At 53.5% G+C, this 20,854-nt stretch carries 21 protein-coding genes and 6 tRNA genes; 23 read left to right on the top strand and 4 right to left on the bottom strand.

Going from position 1 to position 20,854, the window contains the following annotated elements; translation table 11 throughout:
* Positions 1–54 precede the first annotated feature (54 nt).
* Positions 55–285 (top strand): sulfurtransferase TusA, encoded by a 231-nt coding sequence (gene tusA, locus ACJJIO_RS02735; RefSeq protein WP_444885504.1) that lies wholly within the window; start codon positions 55–57, stop codon positions 283–285.
* Positions 286–374: 89 nt separating this feature from the next.
* Here tusA and ACJJIO_RS02730 read toward each other — a convergent pair whose 3' ends face one another.
* Positions 375–1,061, bottom strand: a complete 687-nt coding sequence (locus tag ACJJIO_RS02730; RefSeq protein WP_252085280.1) for a hypothetical protein — start codon at positions 1,059–1,061, stop codon at positions 375–377.
* A gap of 292 nt (positions 1,062–1,353) precedes the next feature.
* On the opposite strand from ACJJIO_RS02730, the gene ACJJIO_RS02725 reads away from it, so the two are divergent.
* Genes ACJJIO_RS02725 through ACJJIO_RS02705 form a run of 5 tightly spaced genes read left to right on the top strand, consistent with a single transcriptional unit; the run spans position 1,354 to position 6,081 of the window.
* Positions 1,354–1,950 (top strand): elongation factor P hydroxylase, encoded by a 597-nt coding sequence (locus ACJJIO_RS02725; RefSeq protein WP_444910068.1) that lies wholly within the window; start codon positions 1,354–1,356, stop codon positions 1,948–1,950.
* Positions 1,947–2,840, top strand: coding sequence for a 5'-3' exonuclease (locus ACJJIO_RS02720; RefSeq protein ID WP_444910067.1), 894 nt, complete (start codon positions 1,947–1,949; stop codon positions 2,838–2,840). Before ACJJIO_RS02725 ends, ACJJIO_RS02720 begins: the two co-directional genes overlap by 4 nt.
* The gene (locus tag ACJJIO_RS02715; RefSeq protein WP_444910066.1) at positions 2,837–3,988 is read left to right on the top strand and encodes a 4-phosphoerythronate dehydrogenase; all 1,152 of its coding nucleotides are present in this window, start codon (positions 2,837–2,839) and stop codon (positions 3,986–3,988) included. Before ACJJIO_RS02720 ends, ACJJIO_RS02715 begins: the two co-directional genes overlap by 4 nt.
* Positions 3,979–5,142 carry an ATP-NAD kinase family protein gene (locus ACJJIO_RS02710; protein ID WP_444910065.1) on the top strand — a complete coding sequence of 388 codons (1,164 nt, stop codon included), beginning with the start codon at positions 3,979–3,981 and terminating at the stop codon, positions 5,140–5,142. The genes ACJJIO_RS02715 and ACJJIO_RS02710 overlap by 10 nt, the downstream gene beginning before the upstream one ends.
* The gene (locus ACJJIO_RS02705; protein WP_444910064.1) at positions 5,143–6,081 is read left to right on the top strand and encodes a class I SAM-dependent methyltransferase; all 939 of its coding nucleotides are present in this window, start codon (positions 5,143–5,145) and stop codon (positions 6,079–6,081) included. It abuts the gene before it with no gap.
* A 36-nt stretch (positions 6,082–6,117) separates the two neighbouring features.
* Here the strand turns inward: ACJJIO_RS02705 and ACJJIO_RS02700 are convergent, their stop codons facing one another.
* Together ACJJIO_RS02700 and ACJJIO_RS02695 are read right to left on the bottom strand one after the other, a co-directional pair.
* Entirely contained in the window at positions 6,118–6,519 is a 402-nt protein-coding gene (locus ACJJIO_RS02700) for a hypothetical protein (protein WP_252085286.1), read from the bottom strand.
* Positions 6,519–7,733, bottom strand: coding sequence for a pyridoxal phosphate-dependent aminotransferase (locus tag ACJJIO_RS02695; protein WP_444885497.1), 1,215 nt, complete (start codon positions 7,731–7,733; stop codon positions 6,519–6,521). Before ACJJIO_RS02695 ends, ACJJIO_RS02700 begins: the two co-directional genes overlap by 1 nt.
* Positions 7,734–7,859: 126 nt before the next feature.
* Between ACJJIO_RS02695 and msrB the strand changes: the two genes are divergently transcribed.
* The 17 genes from msrB to cyoD all read left to right on the top strand — a co-directional run bounded on the left by msrB (position 7,860) and on the right by cyoD (position 19,407).
* Positions 7,860–8,279 (top strand): peptide-methionine (R)-S-oxide reductase MsrB, encoded by a 420-nt coding sequence (gene msrB, locus ACJJIO_RS02690; RefSeq protein ID WP_252085288.1) that lies wholly within the window; start codon positions 7,860–7,862, stop codon positions 8,277–8,279.
* On the top strand, positions 8,276–9,052 hold the full coding sequence (locus ACJJIO_RS02685; RefSeq protein ID WP_444910063.1) for a DUF1499 domain-containing protein: 777 nt from the start codon (positions 8,276–8,278) through the stop codon (positions 9,050–9,052). The genes msrB and ACJJIO_RS02685 overlap by 4 nt, the downstream gene beginning before the upstream one ends.
* 161 nt (positions 9,053–9,213) lie before the next feature.
* Positions 9,214–9,289, top strand: a tRNA-Glu gene (locus ACJJIO_RS02680).
* 1 nt (position 9,290) lies between these two features.
* Positions 9,291–9,366, top strand: a tRNA-Gly gene (locus tag ACJJIO_RS02675).
* 118 nt (positions 9,367–9,484) lie between these two features.
* Positions 9,485–9,560: transfer RNA gene (locus tag ACJJIO_RS02670), tRNA-Glu, on the top strand.
* 34 nt (positions 9,561–9,594) lie between these two features.
* A tRNA-Gly gene (locus tag ACJJIO_RS02665) sits at positions 9,595–9,670 on the top strand.
* Positions 9,671–9,784: 114 nt separating this feature from the next.
* Positions 9,785–9,860 (top strand) — tRNA-Glu (locus ACJJIO_RS02660).
* 39 nt (positions 9,861–9,899) lie between these two features.
* Positions 9,900–9,975 (top strand) — tRNA-Gly (locus tag ACJJIO_RS02655).
* A 200-nt stretch (positions 9,976–10,175) separates the two neighbouring features.
* A complete protein-coding gene (locus tag ACJJIO_RS02650) occupies positions 10,176–11,111 on the top strand; it encodes an ABC transporter ATP-binding protein (RefSeq protein WP_252085290.1) in 936 nt (311 codons plus the stop codon).
* On the top strand, positions 11,108–11,881 hold the full coding sequence (locus tag ACJJIO_RS02645) for an ABC transporter permease (protein ID WP_444898621.1): 774 nt from the start codon (positions 11,108–11,110) through the stop codon (positions 11,879–11,881). Before ACJJIO_RS02650 ends, ACJJIO_RS02645 begins: the two co-directional genes overlap by 4 nt.
* 8 nt (positions 11,882–11,889) lie before the next feature.
* Positions 11,890–12,720 (top strand): NADPH-dependent 7-cyano-7-deazaguanine reductase QueF, encoded by an 831-nt coding sequence (gene queF / locus ACJJIO_RS02640; RefSeq protein WP_444910062.1) that lies wholly within the window; start codon positions 11,890–11,892, stop codon positions 12,718–12,720.
* A 292-nt stretch (positions 12,721–13,012) separates the two neighbouring features.
* A complete protein-coding gene (locus ACJJIO_RS02635) occupies positions 13,013–14,575 on the top strand; it encodes a hypothetical protein (protein ID WP_444910061.1) in 1,563 nt (520 codons plus the stop codon).
* Positions 14,576–14,660: 85 nt separating this feature from the next.
* A complete protein-coding gene (locus tag ACJJIO_RS02630) occupies positions 14,661–15,137 on the top strand; it encodes a hypothetical protein (protein WP_444888547.1) in 477 nt (158 codons plus the stop codon).
* A gap of 217 nt (positions 15,138–15,354) precedes the next feature.
* Positions 15,355–16,389: a ubiquinol oxidase subunit II gene (locus ACJJIO_RS02625; protein WP_444910060.1), complete on the top strand. Its 1,035-nt coding sequence runs from the start codon at positions 15,355–15,357 to the stop codon at positions 16,387–16,389.
* Positions 16,386–18,461 carry a cbb3-type cytochrome c oxidase subunit I gene (locus ACJJIO_RS02620; protein WP_444888549.1) on the top strand — a complete coding sequence of 692 codons (2,076 nt, stop codon included), beginning with the start codon at positions 16,386–16,388 and terminating at the stop codon, positions 18,459–18,461. Before ACJJIO_RS02625 ends, ACJJIO_RS02620 begins: the two co-directional genes overlap by 4 nt.
* A gap of 6 nt (positions 18,462–18,467) precedes the next feature.
* Positions 18,468–19,094, top strand: a complete 627-nt coding sequence (locus ACJJIO_RS02615) for a cytochrome c oxidase subunit 3 (RefSeq protein ID WP_252085297.1) — start codon at positions 18,468–18,470, stop codon at positions 19,092–19,094.
* Positions 19,087–19,407 carry a cytochrome o ubiquinol oxidase subunit IV gene (cyoD, locus tag ACJJIO_RS02610; protein ID WP_252085298.1) on the top strand — a complete coding sequence of 107 codons (321 nt, stop codon included), beginning with the start codon at positions 19,087–19,089 and terminating at the stop codon, positions 19,405–19,407. Before ACJJIO_RS02615 ends, cyoD begins: the two co-directional genes overlap by 8 nt.
* Positions 19,408–19,420: 13 nt before the next feature.
* Here cyoD and ACJJIO_RS02605 read toward each other — a convergent pair whose 3' ends face one another.
* Positions 19,421–20,815, bottom strand: coding sequence for an adenylate/guanylate cyclase domain-containing protein (locus ACJJIO_RS02605; RefSeq protein ID WP_252085299.1), 1,395 nt, complete (start codon positions 20,813–20,815; stop codon positions 19,421–19,423).
* Positions 20,816–20,854: the final 39 nt, after the last annotated feature.

Raw genomic sequence — 20,854 nt, 5'->3', positions numbered from 1 at the left:
TCGGCAGCCAGTTTCTAGATGACGAAGTGCGCTAAATTGCGCACAATAAATACTATGAAGTTTGATCACACCCTCGATGCCCGTGGCCTGTTGTGCCCGGAACCTGTAATGATGCTGCACTCAGCGGTGAGAAATGTTGCCGATGGGGAAGTATTGAAAATGATGGCCACCGATCCCTCGACGCAGCGGGATGTGCCCAAGTTCTGCCAGTTTCTCGGCTATGAACTGGTACAGCACGCAGAGGAGAACGACGAGTTCGTGTATTGGATCAAGAAAGCGGAATAGTTGGTCAGATAGCGCCCCGGTCCCGCTTCGACGGCACCGGGGGCACACTCCCGAATAAGTTTTGTACTGACTCTATGGCCTGTTAACTCTTATGGCGCCGTTACTAGAGCGGCGATCGCGGCTAGTGCCTCAGGGTCCTCAGATTTGATCTTGTTGGCGATATGATGTTGGAAGAAGTAGCGAAAGCCTTCACTCTCCTGTGCTGGGTATAGACAGTGATCTCCCGGTAGTACCGGAGTGGTCTCAACGACATCGTGATCGATCAGCATACCGTGAATAACGCCGTCGGCGTGCAGCCTCCAGCTGATGACCTCGATCAGTGTCAGGTTCTCCCTGTCCTTATCCATAAACACCGCATGGGTGCCGATGGTATCGGGAATCTCCTGCAGAACTTCCTCTGGTTTGCTGCTCTCAAACTCAAAGTATTCCGCCGCAGTCTCCAACTCGACGACTTTGTGGATTGGGGGATGGTGGAAGATGTCTTCAATACCGGGATCGTAGTAGCCTTCGAAGCGTCCGTCCAAAGGGTCCTTGATATCTGGACAGGCCACTATAGTGTTTAACCAGGGAACGAGGCCTACGACCTCGCCATTCGCTTTAAGCCCCCAGCAGAGTATTTTTAAGCTGTATAGGTCTGTACCGCTGGAGTTGTTGGAGTAGAGCATTTCCAAGCCGTCTAGCTCCGGCGAAAGGCGAATAAAGCGCCTGTCCGCAGAAGTTTCGATCGGCTCGCCGGTGAAGAGGTCAACCACATTGTTGATGCTGTGGTCTGTCATGGAACACCTCCTGGCAGGGCCGGTTATATACCGTCTCCGATCAGATCAAGGTGCGACTGCCAAGGCCCTATCTCTGAAAGAAGACCGGGGCAGGAGGGTATTTGACTGCATTAGACCCCTCCTCGGGGAATACGCTGAAAAGGCAGGTGTTCAGCGGCCTCCCTGTGAGTAAAGGTATATGTTGATTTCCGGAAATACAACCGGCCCGCTAACGCCTGCAGAAGCGGCGCGGCTTTGATCGAGGCGCTCCCGTTGATATAGTCCCCGCCTTTGCGGTATCCCGGAGAATATCTTGCCCGTCACTCACTTAGAAATGGCTCCAGTTTCTAATACTCCCCTAGCAGCCAGATCCACTGCCGAGCGTATTGTGGCGGTCTTCAATTGCTGTTTTTCCAGTCCAGAAGGGCTAAATACCCGACTTTGCGGCGGTTTTTCCGAACCTTACTATCGGCCCGCCGGGGGCCAGCCGAGCCATCATCAGGTCGAGTTCACTCTCGACTATGCGGCCAGCGCACTGCACGAGGTGGCCCATTGGTGTGTGGCCGGTGAGGCCCGCCGGCAGTTGCCCGACTATGGCTATTGGTATGCTCCAGATGGGCGCAGTGCCGAGCAACAAGCAGAATTCGAGTTGGTGGAGGTCAAACCCCAGGCGCTGGAATGGATTTTCGCCCGTGCCTGTGGCCTCCGTTTCCGTGTCAGTGCGGACAACTTGGAGAGTGGACTTGGTCCCAGCACCAGTTTCAAAGAGGCTATTTGGCGCCAGGTTCAGCGCTATTGTGCGGAGGGGCCCAATGAGCGGGCGCGCACTTTCGCTCTTGCGCTCGCTGGGGCGTTTACTCAGCCAGATCCATTGAGCGGCGATGACTATCAGCTGCGGGAGCTGTCGTGAGCAGTTTTCTGGTCGACTCTTCTGTCTATATCTTTCGCTATTACTTCGCTTTGCCACCCAACTGGCAGAGTCGCAGTGGTTACGACACAGAAGCGGTCTACGGCTTCACCAACTTCCTGCTGGATCTTTTGGCGAGAAATCCACGTCATATCGCCTGCGCTTTCGATGAATCTCTCGGCAGTTGCTTCCGCAATACGCTTTACCCGGACTATAAATGCAGTCGCGCATTGCCAGATGAAGCCCTGGCCTTTCAGTTGGCGGCCTGCCGGGAGATGGCGGAAGCCCTGGGTATCGCCAGTTTCTCCAGTGAGCGTTATGAGGCGGACGATATTCTCGCCAGCTTGACGCGAAAACTGCGCAATCATGCCCCGATCATTGTGAGTCGGGATAAAGATCTGGGGCAGTTACTGGCTCGTGGAGCCTCCAGTCTTTGGGATTTTGCCGCAAACCAGCATATGGACAGCGCGGCCATTGAGCAGAAGTTTGGGGTAAAACCCGCGCAGATTGCCGACTACCTGGCGCTGGTGGGTGATAGCAGTGACGATATTCCCGGAGTACCCGGCATTGGGGCCAAGACTGCGGCGCGATTGCTGGGCGAGTTTGATGATGTCGAAGCGCTGTTGGCACAGCAAGAGAGAGTGACAACACTGCCCATTCGGGGTGCGAAAGGGCTCGCCCAGCGGCTGGGGGAATATTCCGACCAGCTGCGCTTGGCAAAACGCCTCGCAAGCCTGGTGGAGGATATCCCCCTTGGCATTAAGGTGAGTGATTTGCGTCCGCAACCTGTGGATGTTGAATTGGCCACGGCTCTTGCCAAGGAGTTCGGGATCGGCGGGCTGGCAGGAAAAATGGAGCGCACACTGGTGAGCGCTGAAGGAGAATCTACATGAGTAAAAGCCACGCACAGGGCGTTGGCCTCAAGATTGTTGCCGATGAGAATATACCGGCACTGGAGCAATATTTTGGCGATCTGGGTACGCTAGTACGCTATCCGGGCCGCACACTGACGCGCGAGCAATTGATTGATGCGGATATCCTACTGGTGCGCTCCGTCACACGAGTGAATCAGAGCCTGCTGGAGGGCACGCCGGTACGTTTCGTGGGTAGCTGTACCATCGGCACCGATCATCTGGATACCGATTGGATGGAGCGCAATGGTATTTACTGGAGCGCCGCGCCGGGCTGCAATGCCAACTCCGTGGTTGAATATGTATTTTGTACTTTGGCCGCCCTAGACGTGGACTGGCGCGGGCGCAGCTTTGGCATTGTCGGTTGTGGCAATGTGGGAGGGCTGCTGCAGAAGCGCTTGCATGCCCTGGGTGCGAGCTGTGCTGTCTACGACCCCTGGCTGCCAGATAACCCCGACTTTGCCCCCCTTGAGCACGTACTGAGTCAGGACATTGTGTGCTTGCACGCCCCTCTGGTTAAAGATGGGCCCTTCCCCAGTTTGCATATGATCGGTGCCGAGCATTTGGCACAGATTCGCGACGGCGCTGTTTTGATTAGTGCCGGTCGCGGTGCGGTGGTGGACAATCGCGCGTTATTACAGGTGTTACAGCGGGCAAAGCGTTTTATGACAGTGCTGGATGTCTGGGAGGGGGAGCCGGGAATCAACACTGAGCTGTTGGAGTTGGTGGACCTGGGGAGCCCGCATATTGCCGGCTATAGCCTGGATGGCAAGCTCACAGGCACCCGCATAATTCGCGAGGCGCTCTCCAATGCGCTGGATCTGGCCCAGCCAGAAAACACTGGCGCCACCTGCGATACGCAAGCTGAAGTCTCTAGAAGGCAACTTGAGCCGGTGATTAGTGGGGCGGCGCCAATAGCGAATTTGTTATTGCAAATGTATGACCCACGCGAAGATGATGCGCGCCTGCGCGACGCGGCTCGAGGGGTAGAACCTATGGCCAAGGCTTTCGACCGCCTGCGCCGTGAATATCCCGAGCGTTTGGAGTTTTCCCATTACCGCGCCGCAGCGCAGGCCCTGGGTAAAAAAGAGAGAGAAGAGTTGGCAGTACTGGGGCTCATGTGCGATTAGAAAAACAAGTTAAGAAGCTGGGTTTGATTATCAATCCTTGGGCCGGTGTTGGCGGCCCAGCGGGGCTTAAGGGCAGCGACGGAGCCGAGACAGTGGCGCAGGCCCTGGCGGCTGGTATTGAGCCGCAATCCCACAAGCGCGCCGCGATTGCCCTGAAGGCCTTGCTACCGTATCGGCAGCAGCTGGAGTTTTTGTGTTTTACCGGTGATATGGGGGCGGATACGGCTAGTGCACTGGGCTTTGCCGTGCGTGAGGTGGGTGCAGCCGAGTCCACCCCATCAACCCCCAAGGACACCGAGAGAGCGGCAATGGCGATCCGCGACGCCGGTGCCGACCTGATCGTCTTTATTGGCGGTGACGGCACTGCGCGCAATATGACCAACGCCCTGGGTGATCACTTTCCAGTACTGGGTATTCCCGCCGGTGTCAAAATGCACTCCGCTTGTTTCGCGATTTCCCCCAAGGCCGGTGGAGAAGTTTTGCGTAAATTACTGGCCGGTGAGCTGGTGGATTTGTGTGAGCGCGAGGTGCGTGATATCGATGAAAATAGCTTCCGCCAGGGGCGGGTGAGCACTCGCCACTACGGCGAGCTGCTGGTGCCCCAGGAGGGCCACTTCCTGCAGACAGTAAAGAACGCCGGGCGCGAGGTGGAAGAGCTGGCTGTGGCGGATATCGCCGCAGAGATTGTCGAGGAACTAGAGCCGGATACCTTGTATATCGTCGGTCCCGGTTCAACTACCTTAGCTGTCTTGAGTGAATTGGGGTGTGACGGCACCCTGCTGGGGGTGGACCTGCTCTGTGATGGCGCCCTCTTGCAAAAAGATGTGAGCGCGCCGCAGATTGAGGCAGCGATTGCCGCACACAAGAGTGTGAAAAAAAATGGTCAGGTAAAAATTATTCTCACTGCCATCGGAGGCCAGGGCCATCTGATCGGCCGCGGTAACCAGCAATTCTCCCCCAGAGTCCTAAGCCAAGTGGGTCGTGAAAACCTGGTGGTTGTCGCCACCAAAACCAAAATAACCGAACTCGGCGGGCGCCCCCTGTTAGTGGATAGTGGTGACCCCGAACTGGATCGGCAGTGGAGCGGCTTTATCCGTGTGGTAACCGGCTACCGCGATGCGATCCTCTACCCCTTAAGCAATGGAGAAGTCTGAGTGTCTACCGATTGGCAAGTGTTGCTGCAGCAAGTAGAGCCCAAGTTAGTTCAGGGCGGCGGTGACAGCCGGCGTTTGTTTCACGGGCGTGGTCGCTGTTTTACAGGCCTGGAGCAGGTTTGTGTCGATAGTTTTTCCCCTGCATTACTGGTTACTTTTTTTGAGGAGTACGAGGGGGAAGGGGAGTTGTGCGAGAAGCTCTGGCAGATGGCCGAATCATACGGTTATCAGGGGGTGGCCGCGCAGCGTCGCTATCTCCCCGGTGCACCATTGGAGTGGTTGTGTGGCGAATCGGTTGCCGCACCAGTGGCGCAGCGCAACGGTCTGCAGTTTCCACTGACCTTTGATCGCCAGAATGTTGGCTTCTTTCTGGATATCGAACCCGGCCGCGCCTGGCTTGAAGCGCAGGTGCGGGAGCGCTCGGAACGCGCATCGGTGAAGATGCTGAATTTGTTCGCGTTTACCTGTGCTTTTTCTGCCGTGGCTCGAGCCGCTGGGGATATTGAAATCGTCAATGTGGATGTGAATCGGGGCGTTTTGAATCGCGGCCGAGAAAACCACGAGGTGAATGGCCTGTCCCTGCGGGGCATTCAATTTTTGCAATTCGATGCGCTGCGCCAGTTCAAGCGTTTTGACCGCCGGGGGCCCTTTGATCTCGCTATCGTAGACCCACCCACACGCCAGAAAGGCCGCTTCGATGTGAGTCACAACTACGAAAAACTGCTGCAACAACTGCCTGCCTGCCTCGCGGATGAGGCAGACCTGCTGATGGTGATCAACTCCCCGCGCCACAGCGAAGCGCACTTTCGCGAGTTGATACTCGGTGCCGATAGCGGCTATGAAGTGGTAGAGCGGCTGGCGCAAAACCCGGATTTCCCCGATCGGGACCCGGATGCCGCCCTAAAAATGCTGCACGTTAAATATCGTCGTCAGAATTAGCGATACTAAATAGCGGTGATGCCCAAACCACTCTATTTACAGTGCGGCAAACTCCCGCATCAGGCGCTCCACCAGCGCCTGTAACTTTGCAGAGGAACCATCGCGCACGGCGCTGTTGAGCAGCTGTGCGTTACTCTGGCCAGAATTTTCCTCCTTGTTGATCAACAGCAGAAATCCCCGGTGGCTCAGTACCACTTCCTCCGCAGCTTCCTGGCGCACCAGCTGGGAGAAGTGAATGTAACCGCTCTGTTTTAACCAGCTGAGGGCACCCAGGCACGCCAGGTGCCGTGGCGAGTGCAGGCCGAATTCGTCGGGGGTGTCTGGCCCGGCAATGTCCTCTACGTAAATGGTGGAGGGCAGGGGGAACTGGCCAAACAGTGCCAGCAGAATTCTGCCGGCATCGCGATAAAAGTCGTGGATATGTAAATCGTCCAACATCAGCGGGTATATCGCTCCAAAAAGTAACCCAGCCGTTCAATTGCGTGGGAGAGGTCGTCGGCGCGGGGCAGAAAGACAATACGCAGGTGATCGGGCGCGTCCCAATGGAAAGCGCTGCCCTGTACCAGCAGGATTTTCTCCTGGCGCAGGAATTCCAATACCAGCTGTTCATCACTATCGATTTTGTGGTGGTCCAGGTGCAGCCTGGGGAACAGGTAGATGGCACCACTAGGTTTGACACAGCTGACACCGGGAATGTCGTTGAGCATGCGGTAGGCCAGATCGCGTTGCTGGCGCAAGCGGCCGCCGGGCAGTATCAAGTCGTTAATGCTCTGATAGCCCCCCAGTGCGGTTTGCACGGCATACATGGCCGGTACATTGCCGCACAGGCGCATAGAGGCGAGTATCTCCATCCCTTCAATAAAGCCTTTGGCGCGATGCTTGATCCCGCTGATGATCATCCACCCGGAGCGGAAGCCGGCCAAGCGGTACGATTTGGACAAGCCATTGAAGCTCAGGCAGAGCACATCCGGGGCCAGTTTGGCCATGGGGGTGAACTCGGCGTCGTCATAGAGGATCTTGCTATAGATTTCATCGGCAAAAATCACCAGATTGTGGCTGCGCGCCACCTCTACAATCTCTTCCAGCAAAGCCTTGGGATAAATAGCCCCGGTGGGGTTGTTGGGGTTGATCACGACAATGCCGCGGGTGCGAGGCGTGATTTTTGCTTTTATGTCCTCAATATCGGGCAGCCAGCCGGATTCCTCGTCACAGCGGTAGAGTACCGGGTTGGCACCAGCGAGATTGGTAGCGGCCATCCACAGGGGGTAGTTGGGCATGGGCAGCAGCAGCTCATCGCCATTGTTGAGCAGTGCCTGGGTGGCCATGGAGATTAACTCGGAGACACCGTTGCCCAGATAGATGTCATCAATTTCAACTCCCTGGATACCCAGGGTCTGGCACTCCTGCATAATAGCTTTGCGCGCGGCGAATAATCCCTTGGACTCCACATAGCCCTGGGCCTGGGAGAGATTGTGGATGACGTCCTGAATGATTTCATCGGGGGCGTTAAAGCCGAAGGGGGCGGGGTTGCCGATATTCAGCTTGAGGATACGGTGGCCTTCCTCCTCCATGCGATGGGCTTGCTCCATCACCGGGCCGCGAATCTCATAGCAGACGCCGTGCAGTTTTTCAGATTTATGGATGTCCTTCATGTTGGTGCGGCAGCCCTGTAGCTTGGCAGGAGCAGCCTCAGCCGCGAGCGAGCTGCGCGATAGGCGGGATGTCCACTGGCGGCGGTTACCGCTCCTGCGAGAACGATTAAAACGGAACGAGACAGTATGGCAAAAGCAAAAGACGATAACTACTGGCGAGATCAGCTGACAGATGAGGAGTTTGAGGTCTGTCGCAAAGGGGGGACAGAAGCGCCATTTAGCGGGGAATATTGGGATGTTTTTGACAAAGGTCTCTACCGCTGCCGCTGTTGTGGCGAGGTTTTGTTTGATGCGGGAGCAAAATTCCAGAGCTACTGTGGCTGGCCCAGCTTCGATGAGGAATTTAGCGTGGGGATTATTCGAGAGCTAGCCGATAATAGTTTTGGTATGGAACGTATCGAGATTCGCTGCAGTCAATGCGACAGTCATCTAGGGCATGTGTTCGATGATGGGCCTACTGAAACCGGCCTTCGCTACTGTGTCAATTCCTTGTCGGTGAGGCTGGACCAGGAGTTCAACGAAGACGGCGAAGAGGAGGGCAAGTGAGGAGAGTACACTGGAGCCGCTGGCTACTTAGGGTGCAGTGGGGGCTACTCGGGATTATTGTGCTCGCAGGCATGGCACTGCGGTTCGGATTGTTGCGCTTCGAATTGGTCTTCATGATATTTACTTACGCGGGTGGGGCGGCACTGACTGTCGCACTGGTGAGTTTACTGGTGTTTGTCTGGGGGTCGCGCAATCACAGGCCCCAGGCGCGCAGCAATGCCCTCTGGGCTGCGTTGCTGGGACTGCTGCCAGTAGCTGTGCCCCTCATTACGGTGGGCAAAGATAATTTCAATGCGCCAAAAATCCACGATATCACTACCGATACCCGCAACCCCCCGGCATACCAAGCAGTCCTCGACTTGCGTAAGCCAGGGGACAATAGTGCCGCATACGGCGGCGAGCCTGTGGCGAGCCTGCAGCGTGAAACCGATATCTATTCCGACATCTATCCACTGCATGTCCATATGCCTGTTGCCCGCACCACTGAGCTGGCGGCGGAGGTTGCCAAGAAGCTGGGCTGGAAGATTGTGTCTTACGAACCGGAGAAGGGGCATATCGAGGCAACCGACCGAACCCTGCTGTTAGGCTTTACCGACGACATCGTGGTGCGAGTACGGCCGGAAGATGATGGTGGCTCGCGGGTGGACGTGCGTTCCAGTTCCCGTGTGGGAGTCAGTGACCTAGGGGCCAACGCAAAGCGTATTCGTGAGTTTATTGAGGAGCTGCACCTGCGTGTACTCAGCGAGCAGTACGGAGAGCCCTCTGACGCCTAAATTATCTTCCCGCAACCGGCAGTGTTAGGTAAGTATTTGACAATAAAAGAAAAAAAATTCAATTCGGGTGTTGACAGTATCCCGAACGGTACATAGAATGCGCCCCACTTCTGACGCAGAGCTACACTTTAAAACGCAGCGAAACGACAGAAGGTTTCTGGGTCCCCATCGTCTAGAGGCCTAGGACACCGCCCTTTCACGGCGGTAACAGGGGTTCGACTCCCCTTGGGGATGCCACGCGGGAATAGCTCAGTTGGTAGAGCGCAACCTTGCCAAGGTTGAGGTCGCCGGTTCGAACCCGGTTTCCCGCTCCAAGTTTCCGCTTTGCGAGACGATCTCTAGTCAGCTCACAAAGCACGTCACCGAGAAATCAGTGGCATTGCCATGGGCAGCATGGCAGCACCGGACCATAAGGTCGAAGTGCAAGTTTCTGTCCCCATCGTCTAGAGGCCTAGGACACCGCCCTTTCACGGCGGTAACAGGGGTTCGACTCCCCTTGGGGATGCCAATACGACCCGGTAGCAATGCTACCGGGTCAAATTGCGGGAATAGCTCAGTTGGTAGAGCGCAACCTTGCCAAGGTTGAGGTCGCCGGTTCGAACCCGGTTTCCCGCTCCAATTTTATTTTTGGATGGATCTTTGGCCCCATTCAAAAGTAAAGTCACCGCGAGGTGGCAAAGCCATGGACAGCGTGGCAGCACGGGACCGAAGAGGTTGTAGTGCAAAGTTTCTGTCCCCATCGTCTAGAGGCCTAGGACACCGCCCTTTCACGGCGGTAACAGGGGTTCGACTCCCCTTGGGGATGCCAATACGGCCCGGCAGCAATGCTGCCGGGCCAACACAAAACGCGGGAATAGCTCAGTTGGTAGAGCGCAACCTTGCCAAGGTTGAGGTCGCCGGTTCGAACCCGGTTTCCCGCTCCAAAATAAAAAAGCCGCTCGATTGAGCGGCTTTTTTATTTTCCGATATATTGCTTCTAAGTTTATTACTTGCACTGGTATTGCCGGAGTGCGACTGTGCGCCTGGAATTCCGCCTCCGCGGCTTTGGGCTTCCCTGTGTTTCCGCCGGTTGAAATTATTCGGGCAAGCACGTTGAATGGCGCCTTCAGCATAGGAATTCACAATGACCGCCGCGTTATCTATCCATAACCTGCAAAAAACCTACGAAGGCGGCTTCCAAGCCCTGAAAGGGATCAGCTTCGAAGTGCAGCCGGGGGACTTCTTTGCTCTGCTGGGCCCCAATGGTGCAGGTAAGTCCACTACTATTGGCATTATCTGCTCATTGGTGCGCAAGACTGCCGGTAGCGTGTCGATTTTTGGTGTCGATATCGACAGTGATTTTGCCGCTGCCAAGCGTCTTTTAGGCGTGGTGCCGCAGGAGTTCAATTTCAGTCAGTTTGAAAAAGTCTTCGATATTGTGGCTACTCAGGGGGGATTCTATGGAATGCCGCGCAAGTTGGCAGAGGAGCGCACAGAGCAATATCTGAAGCAGTTGGGACTTTGGGATAAGCGACACACCCAGGCGCGTATGCTGTCTGGGGGGATGAAGCGCCGCCTGATGATTGCACGGGCACTGATTCACGAGCCAAAACTACTGATTCTGGATGAGCCTACTGCTGGGGTGGATATCGAGCTGCGTCGCTCCATGTGGAGCTTCCTGGAGGAAATTAACGCTCGGGGTACCACCATTATCCTCACTACCCATTACCTGGAGGAGGCGGAGAGCCTGTGCCGCAATATCGCCATTATCGATAAGGGCGTTATCGTTGAGAATACCTCTATCAAGTCCCTGCTGAAGACTCTCAACCGCGAGACATTTATTCTCGACTGCAGCGAATACCTAAGTAAGGCTCCGGAGCTTACGGGGTTTAAATGCTGCCTGTTGGATAATCATTCCCTGGAAATCACTGTAGAAAAAGGGCAGTCACTGACAGAGGTCTTTGTCGAGCTCAAGGCCCAGGGCGTTACCGTGACCAGTATGCGCAACCGTGCCAACCGCCTGGAAGAATTGTTTATTTCCATGTTGTCCGAGGAAAAAGAAGAGGGGTTGGATTCGTGAGCGGTAAGTTGACCTGGATATCCTTCAGCACCATTTTCCGCCGGGAGGTGCGCCGCTTTATGCGCATCTGGCCACAGACCCTGGTGCCGCCGGTGATCACCATGACGTTGTACTTTGTGATCTTCGGCTCTCTTATTGGCAGCCGTATCGGGGAAATGGGTGGATACCCTTATATGGAGTTTGTGGTACCTGGGCTGATTATGATGTCAGTGATCACCAACTCCTATGGCAATGTCGTGTCCTCTTTTTACAGTGCTAAGTTTCAGCGCAGTGTTGAGGAGCTGCTGGTATCGCCCACGCCAAATTGGGCGGTGATGGCTGGCTATGTACTGGGCGGTGTTGCGCGTGGCTTGGTTGTAGGCCTGATTGTCACTCTAGTAGCGATGTTTTTTACTTCTCTCAGAGTCGAACACCTGGGAGTCACCATCGCTATTGTGTTTCTCGCATCGGCGCTATTCTCCCTGGCGGGTTTTATCAATGCGATTTATGCCAACAGCTTTGACGCCATATCGATTATTCCCACTTTTGTTTTGACCCCGCTTACCTATCTGGGTGGTGTTTTCTACTCCATCGATCTGTTGTCACCCTTTTGGCAAGGATTGTCGAAATTGAACCCGATTCTCTATATGGTGAACTCCTTTCGCTATGGAATCCTGGGCGTTTCCGACATTAATGTGGCCTGGGCATTTGTTGGGGTCTTGGTTTTTATTGCGCTTCTCGCCAGCTGGGGACTTTACCTGATGAGTCACGGCAAGCGATTGAGGCACTGAGGTTGAGTATGAGCAGAGAAGATTGGCAGAACCTCCCGCTGGGTCGGGAAACCGTTTACGAATCCAGCTATAACCCAGAGCTACTGCACCCGATTCAGCGATCCATTTCCCGAGCCCAACTGGGGCTGTCCGTTGGCGCCCTGCCATTTTTTGGGGAAGATGAGTGGTGGGGATTTGAGCTCTCCTGGCTCAATACCAGGGGCAAACCCCAAGTGGCGGTGGCGCGCTTCAGCTTTCCCGCGGAAAGCCCCTGTATGGTGGAGTCCAAGTCCTTCAAATTGTACTTAAACTCCTTTAACCAAAGCCGCTTTGATTCCTGGCAGCTGGTTCAGGATACCCTGGTGCGAGATCTAAGCGCTGCGGTGGGTATGGCTGTGGAAGTGACCCTGCTGGAGGTGGAAGATATCTCCCTGGATGTGCAGAGGCCGCAAGGGTTCTGTCTCGACCAGCTGGATATTGCCGTAGAGCAATACCAGCCGGACTCGACACTGCTGGCGGTGGAAGAGAGTGGTGTGGAGGTTACTGAAACTCTCTACAGCCACTTGCTGCGCAGTAATTGCCCGGTTACCGGCCAGCCGGATTGGGCGACGGTAATGGTGGAATACAAGGGGCCGATGCTGCAGCGCGAAGCGCTATTGGCCTATATTATTTCCTTCCGTGAGCATCAGGATTTTCATGAACACTGCGTGGAGCGGATTTTTTGCGATCTGCAAAACCTTGCGGACTTTTCCGAGTTAACAGTTTGTGCCCGCTATACCCGCAGGGGAGGGCTGGATATCAACCCGCTGCGCTCCACCCGTATTGAGAAGCCTCTACCGCCGCGCTTCGCCCGTCAGTAAATTATTGCTAATACAGGTGATATTGGTCTCAGGTATTTCTGTGGCCAATATCGTCAAATCCCACAGCATTAAAACACTCCGGCCTTAAATCTTGTGTCACACGTGGCGCTGTTCCCGCTTGGGCTAAGCTTTCCTGGATAGCTTTTTGGGTGCAGGCGCATTGGATGTAGCCTATCGATGGGCCTGTGCAGTTACATTAGTGGCTATTCACTTTTCTTGGCTCGATAAAAAGTAAATAAGCTGCAATTGATGTATCGCCAATGATTTACACAGATCCATAGGCCCCCTAGATATGGAAATCCAAACACAGTCTCCAGCGCTACCCGCTGTGCTTGTGGTTTTCATCCAAATTATTTCCTCCACTCCCGCCAATGCCCAGGTTTATGTTGAAGCCGATCAGTTGATGAAGGTGATCGAGGCGCAGCAGCGCCAACTCGAGTCACAGGAAGCGCAAATCCGGCAGCAAAAGGCTGATCTAGAGGCTTTGCGGCAACAGGTGGAGGAGCTGCGCAGGGCGAGGCCCCCAGAAAATTCCCCGGCTGCGCCAGTTCCGGCAGTACCAATGCCGTCAGTTCCTCCATCGAGAGAATATAGTGAGCCCGTGGGTGGCATTGCGCTCGATGATTTGCGCGATCAATTAGAGCTCATACGTAAAGATATCCCGCCTGGCTCCCTACCGCCCCCTCGGGCCAGGGGAGACCCAAAGCATCCGGAACAGACGGATATCGAAGAAATCATTTCCAGTGTACCGACCGACTGGCCGGGGTCTATCCCTGTGCTCGGCAGTCGCACTCGAATAAAAATTAATGGCTTCGCCGAGCTGGATGCTAACTATGACACCGGCGCCATTGTCAGCCCGGCTGAGTTCACGACCAGTGCTATTGTCACCAGCAATAGAACCGCAGCGGAGGGTGAGGATGGTCAGACCAATGTTTCCGTTCAGGTATCGAGATTGGTGCTCAAGTCAAGAACGCCCTGGGGCGGCCGTTTAATCGAAAATGAATTTTCTATGGACTTCCTTCGGGATCCGACAGTCAGTGAGCCTCTGCTGCGCCTGCGCAAAGCATACGGCCAGGTCAGTGATATTTTGCTGGGCGGAGATTTACGGCTGGGCCTCGACTGGTCCACGTTCAGTAATTTAACCGCCTCACCAAACACCCTGGATTACGAAGGGCCCAACTCACTGTTAGCGCTCATGCGTCCGGTTGCACGTTGGAGCCGTAAATATGATCCAACTCTCACCCTACAAGTCTCCCTGGATGCGCCAACTGATCGGGTTTTTCAGAATGCACTGGAAGTGTCTCGCTGGCCGGACTTTGTGGTAGCGGTTATTTCCCAAACAGACCGCATTAACTTTCAGGGCAGTTTTATCCTGAGGGACCTGCGTGGCAGTGGGGAACCACAGTCTGCTGTTTCGGATACGGGATGGGGTATCAATTTAAGTGGCGTGATTGATATGCCCGGTAGGCTTGCGCCGGATTTTGCCTCCTACTCCTTTAGCTATGGCTATGGCTATGGAAGCCTTCTGGATGATGAGCCCCCCGACGCGAGTTATGACTTCGTCAATAATCGGCTGGAGGCGATTCCAACTCTGGGTTGGTATTTGGCTTATCAACACTGGTGGAGCCCGTGCCTCTATACCGTGGCAACCTATGGGCTGGTGCATCAGGACAATCTGGACTTCCAGCCGGGCTCCTCATTTTATCAAACCCAATACAGCAGTATTAATCTGACCTGGACCCCGACGCCGCATTGGCTGTTTGGCGTTGAGGCCCTTTATGGAACCAGGGAGGACAAAGATGGAGCCTATGGTTCAGTCTGGCGGACCCAGTTCACCAGCCGCATCTCGTTCTAGTGGTTTCAAATGTGCGATATCAATAATGTTGCGCTTTATTTTGCTATGCGGTTTTTTAACCTCCTGTAATTCACCGAGAACAGTGGTGACTGACACTTGGCATTCGCCGCTGGTTGCAGAGCGCTCGCTGGGAAAAACTTTGGTCCTGGCCTTTACCTTGGTTCCTCGCCCAATAGTTGGCATCTATGTGGAGAGTATTTGGGTGGAGCAGTTGGGCCGCTACGGCGTGAATGCCCTCTCATGGAGTGATGTTGCGGCCGATGGCAAGGTTCCCACGATGGGGGAGCTGGCTGACGTCCTGGCTGAATATCAATTTGACACGCTATTGGTGACACAGTTGATCAGCTTTAAACAACTGAATAGGAATGTTTCCAACTCTCAAGTGGCCATTGTCGAAACCCGTTTATATTTTGCGCCATCGGAAGAGGTGTATTGGTCTCTGGAATCCGAAAGTTTCCTGGCGAACTATATGATGGGGGAAATTCGCCGTCCCAGGGAGGGAGATGCCCTGGAATATGTGGAAACAGTTATTCAACAAATGATGAAGGATGGTGTTTTCTAGGCGCTGATGCCATCGTTTCATGGAGTTGGCCACCACAAACCATTTCCTACTGCGGGGTAGGTGAAGTTAAAACATAATTTGTTCAGCTATTCTGGTGAGAAGAGCCGTACGGAAGAGTGTGCTGAGCACCTGATGTGGTTTATGTGTACGGTGAATTTTTTGTGGCGGGTAATCTGATAGGAATGCCTGCTGAATCCTAAGGTCGGTAGGCATTGCAATGGATTGGAATACCGTGGCCCCTGTCAGGTTTGTGCAATACTGGGTTCGCTACTGGGGATGTATTGAGCACCGATCCTTCTGGTTAGTATTCCTTCTTTTCGCATTTCTTTTTCTTTTTTTGATTCCCTCTTCAAGCTCTGCCACTGAAAGTTTTCTGATGCCTTTGGGGCCCGTTGCCCATGAACAGAAAACCCATTTTTTCTGGGCGACAGCACTTACCATGGTAGCGGTGCTGCCCGTGTTTATTCTGGTGCCAGTTATTCTCTTTAAATATCGCCGTAAGAAGGGAAAAGGTATTTATGCGCCCAAGTGGGAATCTTACGGCCCTTTGGAAGTCGTCATGTGGGGTGTTCCCTTTATGGTGATTTTTGTTCTCTCTTTTATGCTTTGGCGCGCAACCATTGCTCTGGACCCCTATGAGGAAATAGAAGGCGTATTTCCTCCTGTCCAAGTGCAAGTGGTGGGACTGGACTGGAAGTGGTTGTTTATCTACCCAGACTTAAAAATTGCCACAGTAGGTGAACTGGTTGTTCCTGTACACACTCCGGTCTCCATGGTTTTAACCAGCGATACCGTGATGCAGTCTTTTTGGATTGCGGCGTTAGCGGGGCAGATCTATGTGATGCCGGGCATGACCACACGACTCAATTTTATTGCGACTAAGAATGGTAAAACCCAGGGTGAAAACACCCAATATACCGGCAAGGGATTTACCGAGCAGAAATTTGATGTATTGATTAAAAGTGAAGAGGATTTTCAGGCCTGGGTGGCGCAGGTCCGCGCCAGGGGGATTGAGCTGGATGCTCAGACCTATAATCGCCTGGCTGAAAGAAGTACCCGCAAAGAGATGCAGAAGCAGTTGGCCACGCCTCAAATGCCCAGCAATGCCCTCTATTTTACCATTGCCGATCCCGAGCTATTTCAAGGCATTGTTATGCGATATCACTCGGGCAAGCCCCTTAGTATGGAAGAGCAGCCCGGCACGGTGAAGTTTGGTCAGGGTGAGGATAAAACAGAGGGTGCGCAGCCATGAATATTACCGACTATGGCTGGCTGGGAAAGCTGGGCTGGGATTCTATCGTTTTCAGCAAGCTGTTTACCGATTTTTCGGTGAGTGAAGTGGTGGCCAGTACAGCTGGTGCCATTGTTGTTTTTGCCACCATCGCCATCCTCGCTCTACTGACCTGGTTTCGCGTATGGGGCACTTTGTGGTCTGAATGGCTGACCAGCACAGACCATAAAAGAATTGGCATCATGTACATAGTCTTTGCCCTGGTGATGATGACCAGAGGACTGCTGGAAGGCATGGTGATGCGGGCACAGCAGGCTGCTGCCCCAGATGGTTTCCTCTACGCAGATCACTTCGCTCAGCTATTTAGCACCCACGGCACTATTATGATTTTCTTTGTTGCCGTGCCTTTTGTTGTGGGTCTGGTCAACTTTGTAATGCCATTACAGATTGGTGCTCGCGATGTTGCTTTCCCAGTACTTAACCAGATTAGCCTGGCGGTCACCGTGTCTTCTGGGATTCTGTTGATGGTCTCGCTGGTGGTGGGGGAATTCTCTACTGGGGGCTGGTCTGCTTACCCGCCTTATACGGGGGCGGACTTTAATCCCGGCGTGGGACCAGACTACTGGGTGTGGGCGATTGTATTTTCCGGGGCCGGTACCACTCTTACGGGGATTAACTTTACCGTCACCATTTTAAAATGCCGTGCTGCGGGCATGAAATTTTTCCGTATGCCCATGTTTTGCTGGACGGTATTGTGTTCCTCCATCTTGATGATTTTTGCTATGCCGCCACTCAGTGTTGCGGCGTTAATGCTTGGTTTCGACCGCTATTTGGATTTTCACTTTTTCACCAATGATCTCGGTGGCAATATGATGAACTATGCCAATTTATTTTGGCTGTTCGGACACCCGGAGGTCTATTTGTTGGTACTGCCGGCATACGGTATTTTTTCTGAGGTGTTCTCCACTTACTCCGCCAAGCGCCTATATGGCTACAAGTCATTGGTAATTGCCACCATGTCTATTGCCGTATTGAGCTTTACCGTGTGGCTTCATCACTTCTTTACCATGGGGCAGAGTCCCACCATCAATATTGTATTTGGTATCGCCACCATGCTGATCGCGGTGCCAACCGGGGTCAAAGTCTACGATTGGATGGCGACGATGTATCGCGGGCGAATTCGTTTTACCACTCCAATGATTTACGCCATCGGATTTTTGATTTTATTCGTGATCGGTGGATTGTCTGGAGTGATTCTGGCGAACCCCACGGTAGATTTCCAAGTACACAATACCCTGTTTTTGGTGGCGCACTTCCATAATGTGCTAATTCCAGGAGTGCTATTTGGTTTGCTGGCCGGATATAACTACTGGTTCCCCAAGGCGTTTGGTTTTCGCCTGGATGAGCGCTTGGGTAAGTGGTCGGCATATCTTTGGGTAGCCGGGTTTATGCTCACTTTCTTTCCCCTTTATGGTGCAGGATTACTGGGGATGCCAAGGCGCTCATTCAGCTATATGGATCTGACTTTCAAGCCCTACATGGTGGTGGCTTTTATCGGGGCCATGGTGGTGTTATGCGCATTGATCAGCCTGGTATTGCAGTTGCTGGTCAGTTTACGGGATCGCAAGAAAAATCGTGTTCCTGTGGGGGACCCTTGGGATGGGCGCTCTCTGGAATGGTCGATCCCAGCCCCTGCACCTTCCTACAATTTTGCGGAACTGCCGAGGGTAACGGACCGGGATGAATTTAATGAGGCTAAGGAGCAGGGGCGTGCTTATTTACCGCCAAAAGTCTATCGGGATATAGAGATGCCCAAGAATAACCCTTTGGGATTTATTCTATGCGCTCTGAGCGGCATCCTGATGTTTGCATTGGTCTGGTACATGTGGTGGTTGGCCCTGATTTCTGTTCTGGCCATTATCATTGTGGTGATCGCCTCTACCTTCCGCTGGGACAGTGAGCAAATTATTCCGGCGAGCCAGGTACAGCAGGATACGGAGAAATGGCTGACGCTAGTGAAAAATACCGAACCGGTGGGCAGGGATCTGGAAAATACTCCGCAAAACCATGGCTACGCTAAGTTGGAGCATTAGTTACCGATGAACGGGAATTCATCAGCGCTAAATAAGGGGATGAGAGAGAGCCCTGGAGCCATTCATAAAGACCCGGATATGGTGATCTTTGGATTCTGGGTTTTTATGATGAGCGACCTGATTTTTTTCGGGGTCGTTTTCGCTATCTATATCACCATGATTGGTGCGACCGCAGGCGGCCCTGGTCCCAGAGAGCTATTTGATTTCGGCAGTCTTTTTGCGCAGACCATGTTGCTACTCACCAGCAGTCTCACTGTGGGGATAGCCACTATCACCATGAAGCACCAGCGCAGCCAGGGCAGTTTCCTGTTTTGGGTGGTGGTGACTTTACTGTTGGGGCTGGGCTTCTTAACTCTTGAGTTGCTCGATTTCTCTGAAATGGCAGCCAAGGGAGGGACGCCCCAGCGCAGCGGATATCTATCAGCCTTCTTTGGTTTGGTGCCCCTACATGGTTTACATGTCAGCTTTGGCTGCCTGTGGATGCTGGTCATGATCGCACAGGTACTTACAGTGGGCATGACTGATTTGGTGAAGTTGCGCTTTTTACGGTTGGCGCTGTTCTGGCATTTCCTGGATTTGATTTGGATTGGGATTTTCTCAGTAGTTTATTTTGGTGGCTGGGTCTATGGCTGAAAAATCCGGTTTTTCCGCACATTTGCGCACCTATCTTACCGGGTATGTGCTGTCGGTTGTGTTTACGTTGGCTGCATTCTGGGCGGTACTGGCTCTGGGTAAGGAATACAAGAGTGTACTTATATTGGTAGGTTTGCTTGGGGTAGCCCAATTGGCGGTACAGCTCAAATGCTTCTTGAATGTTACAACGCAAAAGGAAGGGCGGGATAACCTGGCTCTGATCCTTTTTTCAACGCTGATTTTACTGATTATTGTCTTGGGGACTGCCTGGATCATGGGGAACCTGGCAATGAGAATGCATACCACAATGTGACGGGTCCCTAAGCTCAGATAATCACTTTGCTTTTAAGGCTGGTTGTGGCTTTTTCCAGGGATTGCAGTACCTTGACCTTGTCGTAGTTGCGAATCTTATCCAGGTCTAGGTGCATAGAAAAGCCTGGGGCGTGCTCCTCCAGGTAACTCTGCTGTCCGCCGAGATTCTTGCGCAAGTCGGTGACTTGGTAGACTTTAACCGGGGTGCTGATGCCCTTCACCGTAATATGCCCTTTGTCTCGGCACATAACAGTGTGCTTGATCATTGCCCAGGTCTCATGGCTAATCAGGATTTCCCCCGGCTGTGCTGCGCCTTCCAGGCGGGAAGCCAGGTTCACGTGGGTGCCCATTACGGTGTAAGACTGGTAGTTGGCTGTGCCGAAGATACCCACGGTGCAATAGCCAGTGTTAATGCCCATGCGCACCTGCAAAGGGCGTGAGATCCCTTTGTTGTACCACTCCTGCTTCATTTCCCGCACCCGCTTGCGCATCGCCAAAGCCATAGCCACACAGCGTAGGGCGTCGGATTTGGGGCCCTTACTTTCATCATCCCCAAAGACCACCATCACCGCATCGCCGATAAATTTGTCGATGGTGCCCCCATACTGGCCTGCGATTCGGGCCATCTCCGAGAGGTAGTTGTTGAGTAGGAGGGTAAAGGTTTCCGCTTCGAGCTCTTCGGTCAACTGGCTGAAATCTTTGATATCGGAAAAGAACACCGTAAGCAGCTTGCGCTGGGTAGTCAGTGCTTCTTCATCGCCGGTGGTTACGGAGCGCCACAGGCGTTGTGGCAAATACTTGGAGAGTTTGTAAGAGCGCACCTTGCTTACGCGCTGCTCTGTTGCCAGGGCGTGGTTGGCTTCCTTGAGCTTGCCAATCTGGCGGTGAGTAAAAAAGGCATAGGCACAGAGGTAGACCAGGATACCAATCAGGCTCATGGTGCTTATGGTGAGGTCGGCGTTAATCAATAATGCCGGCCTGTGCATCAGGTAACCCAGTACCACGCCGACTAAAAGGCCGGTGTTGTGCTCAAACCACTGGCGCCCCCCTCCCAGGGAAAGCGCATTGAGTTGAACCATCGTAATGAATAACAGAGATGGCAGCATGCTGAAATTAGCCAGGGCAACGGTAATGCCTACCAATACGGTATCGGAAAATCTCAGGATGCGACGGGTTTTATAAGCCTTCTTATCGCGGGATCTGTAGAGTATGAATTGAGCAAAAGTGCAATAAACCAGCATAAAAGCCGCTGCACCAACATTGAGCAGTTTGTCCGGTTGCCAAGAAGATGACCACTCGATTGCAGTTACCAGGGTTCCCGCAGCCGCAAAAAGAATTAGGCAGCGAAAATAAGTCGAGTAATGAGGGCTGATATTTCGCCCTTTGTTCCCCTCAAGCTGGTCCTGCATTTGTGGTTATCTTTTTGTCCGTTAAGCAGTAATAAACAA

Source organism: Microbulbifer mixtoriginis (SeqCode), assembly GCF_052467235.1.
This window is presented reverse-complemented; position numbering and strand designations above follow the sequence as displayed.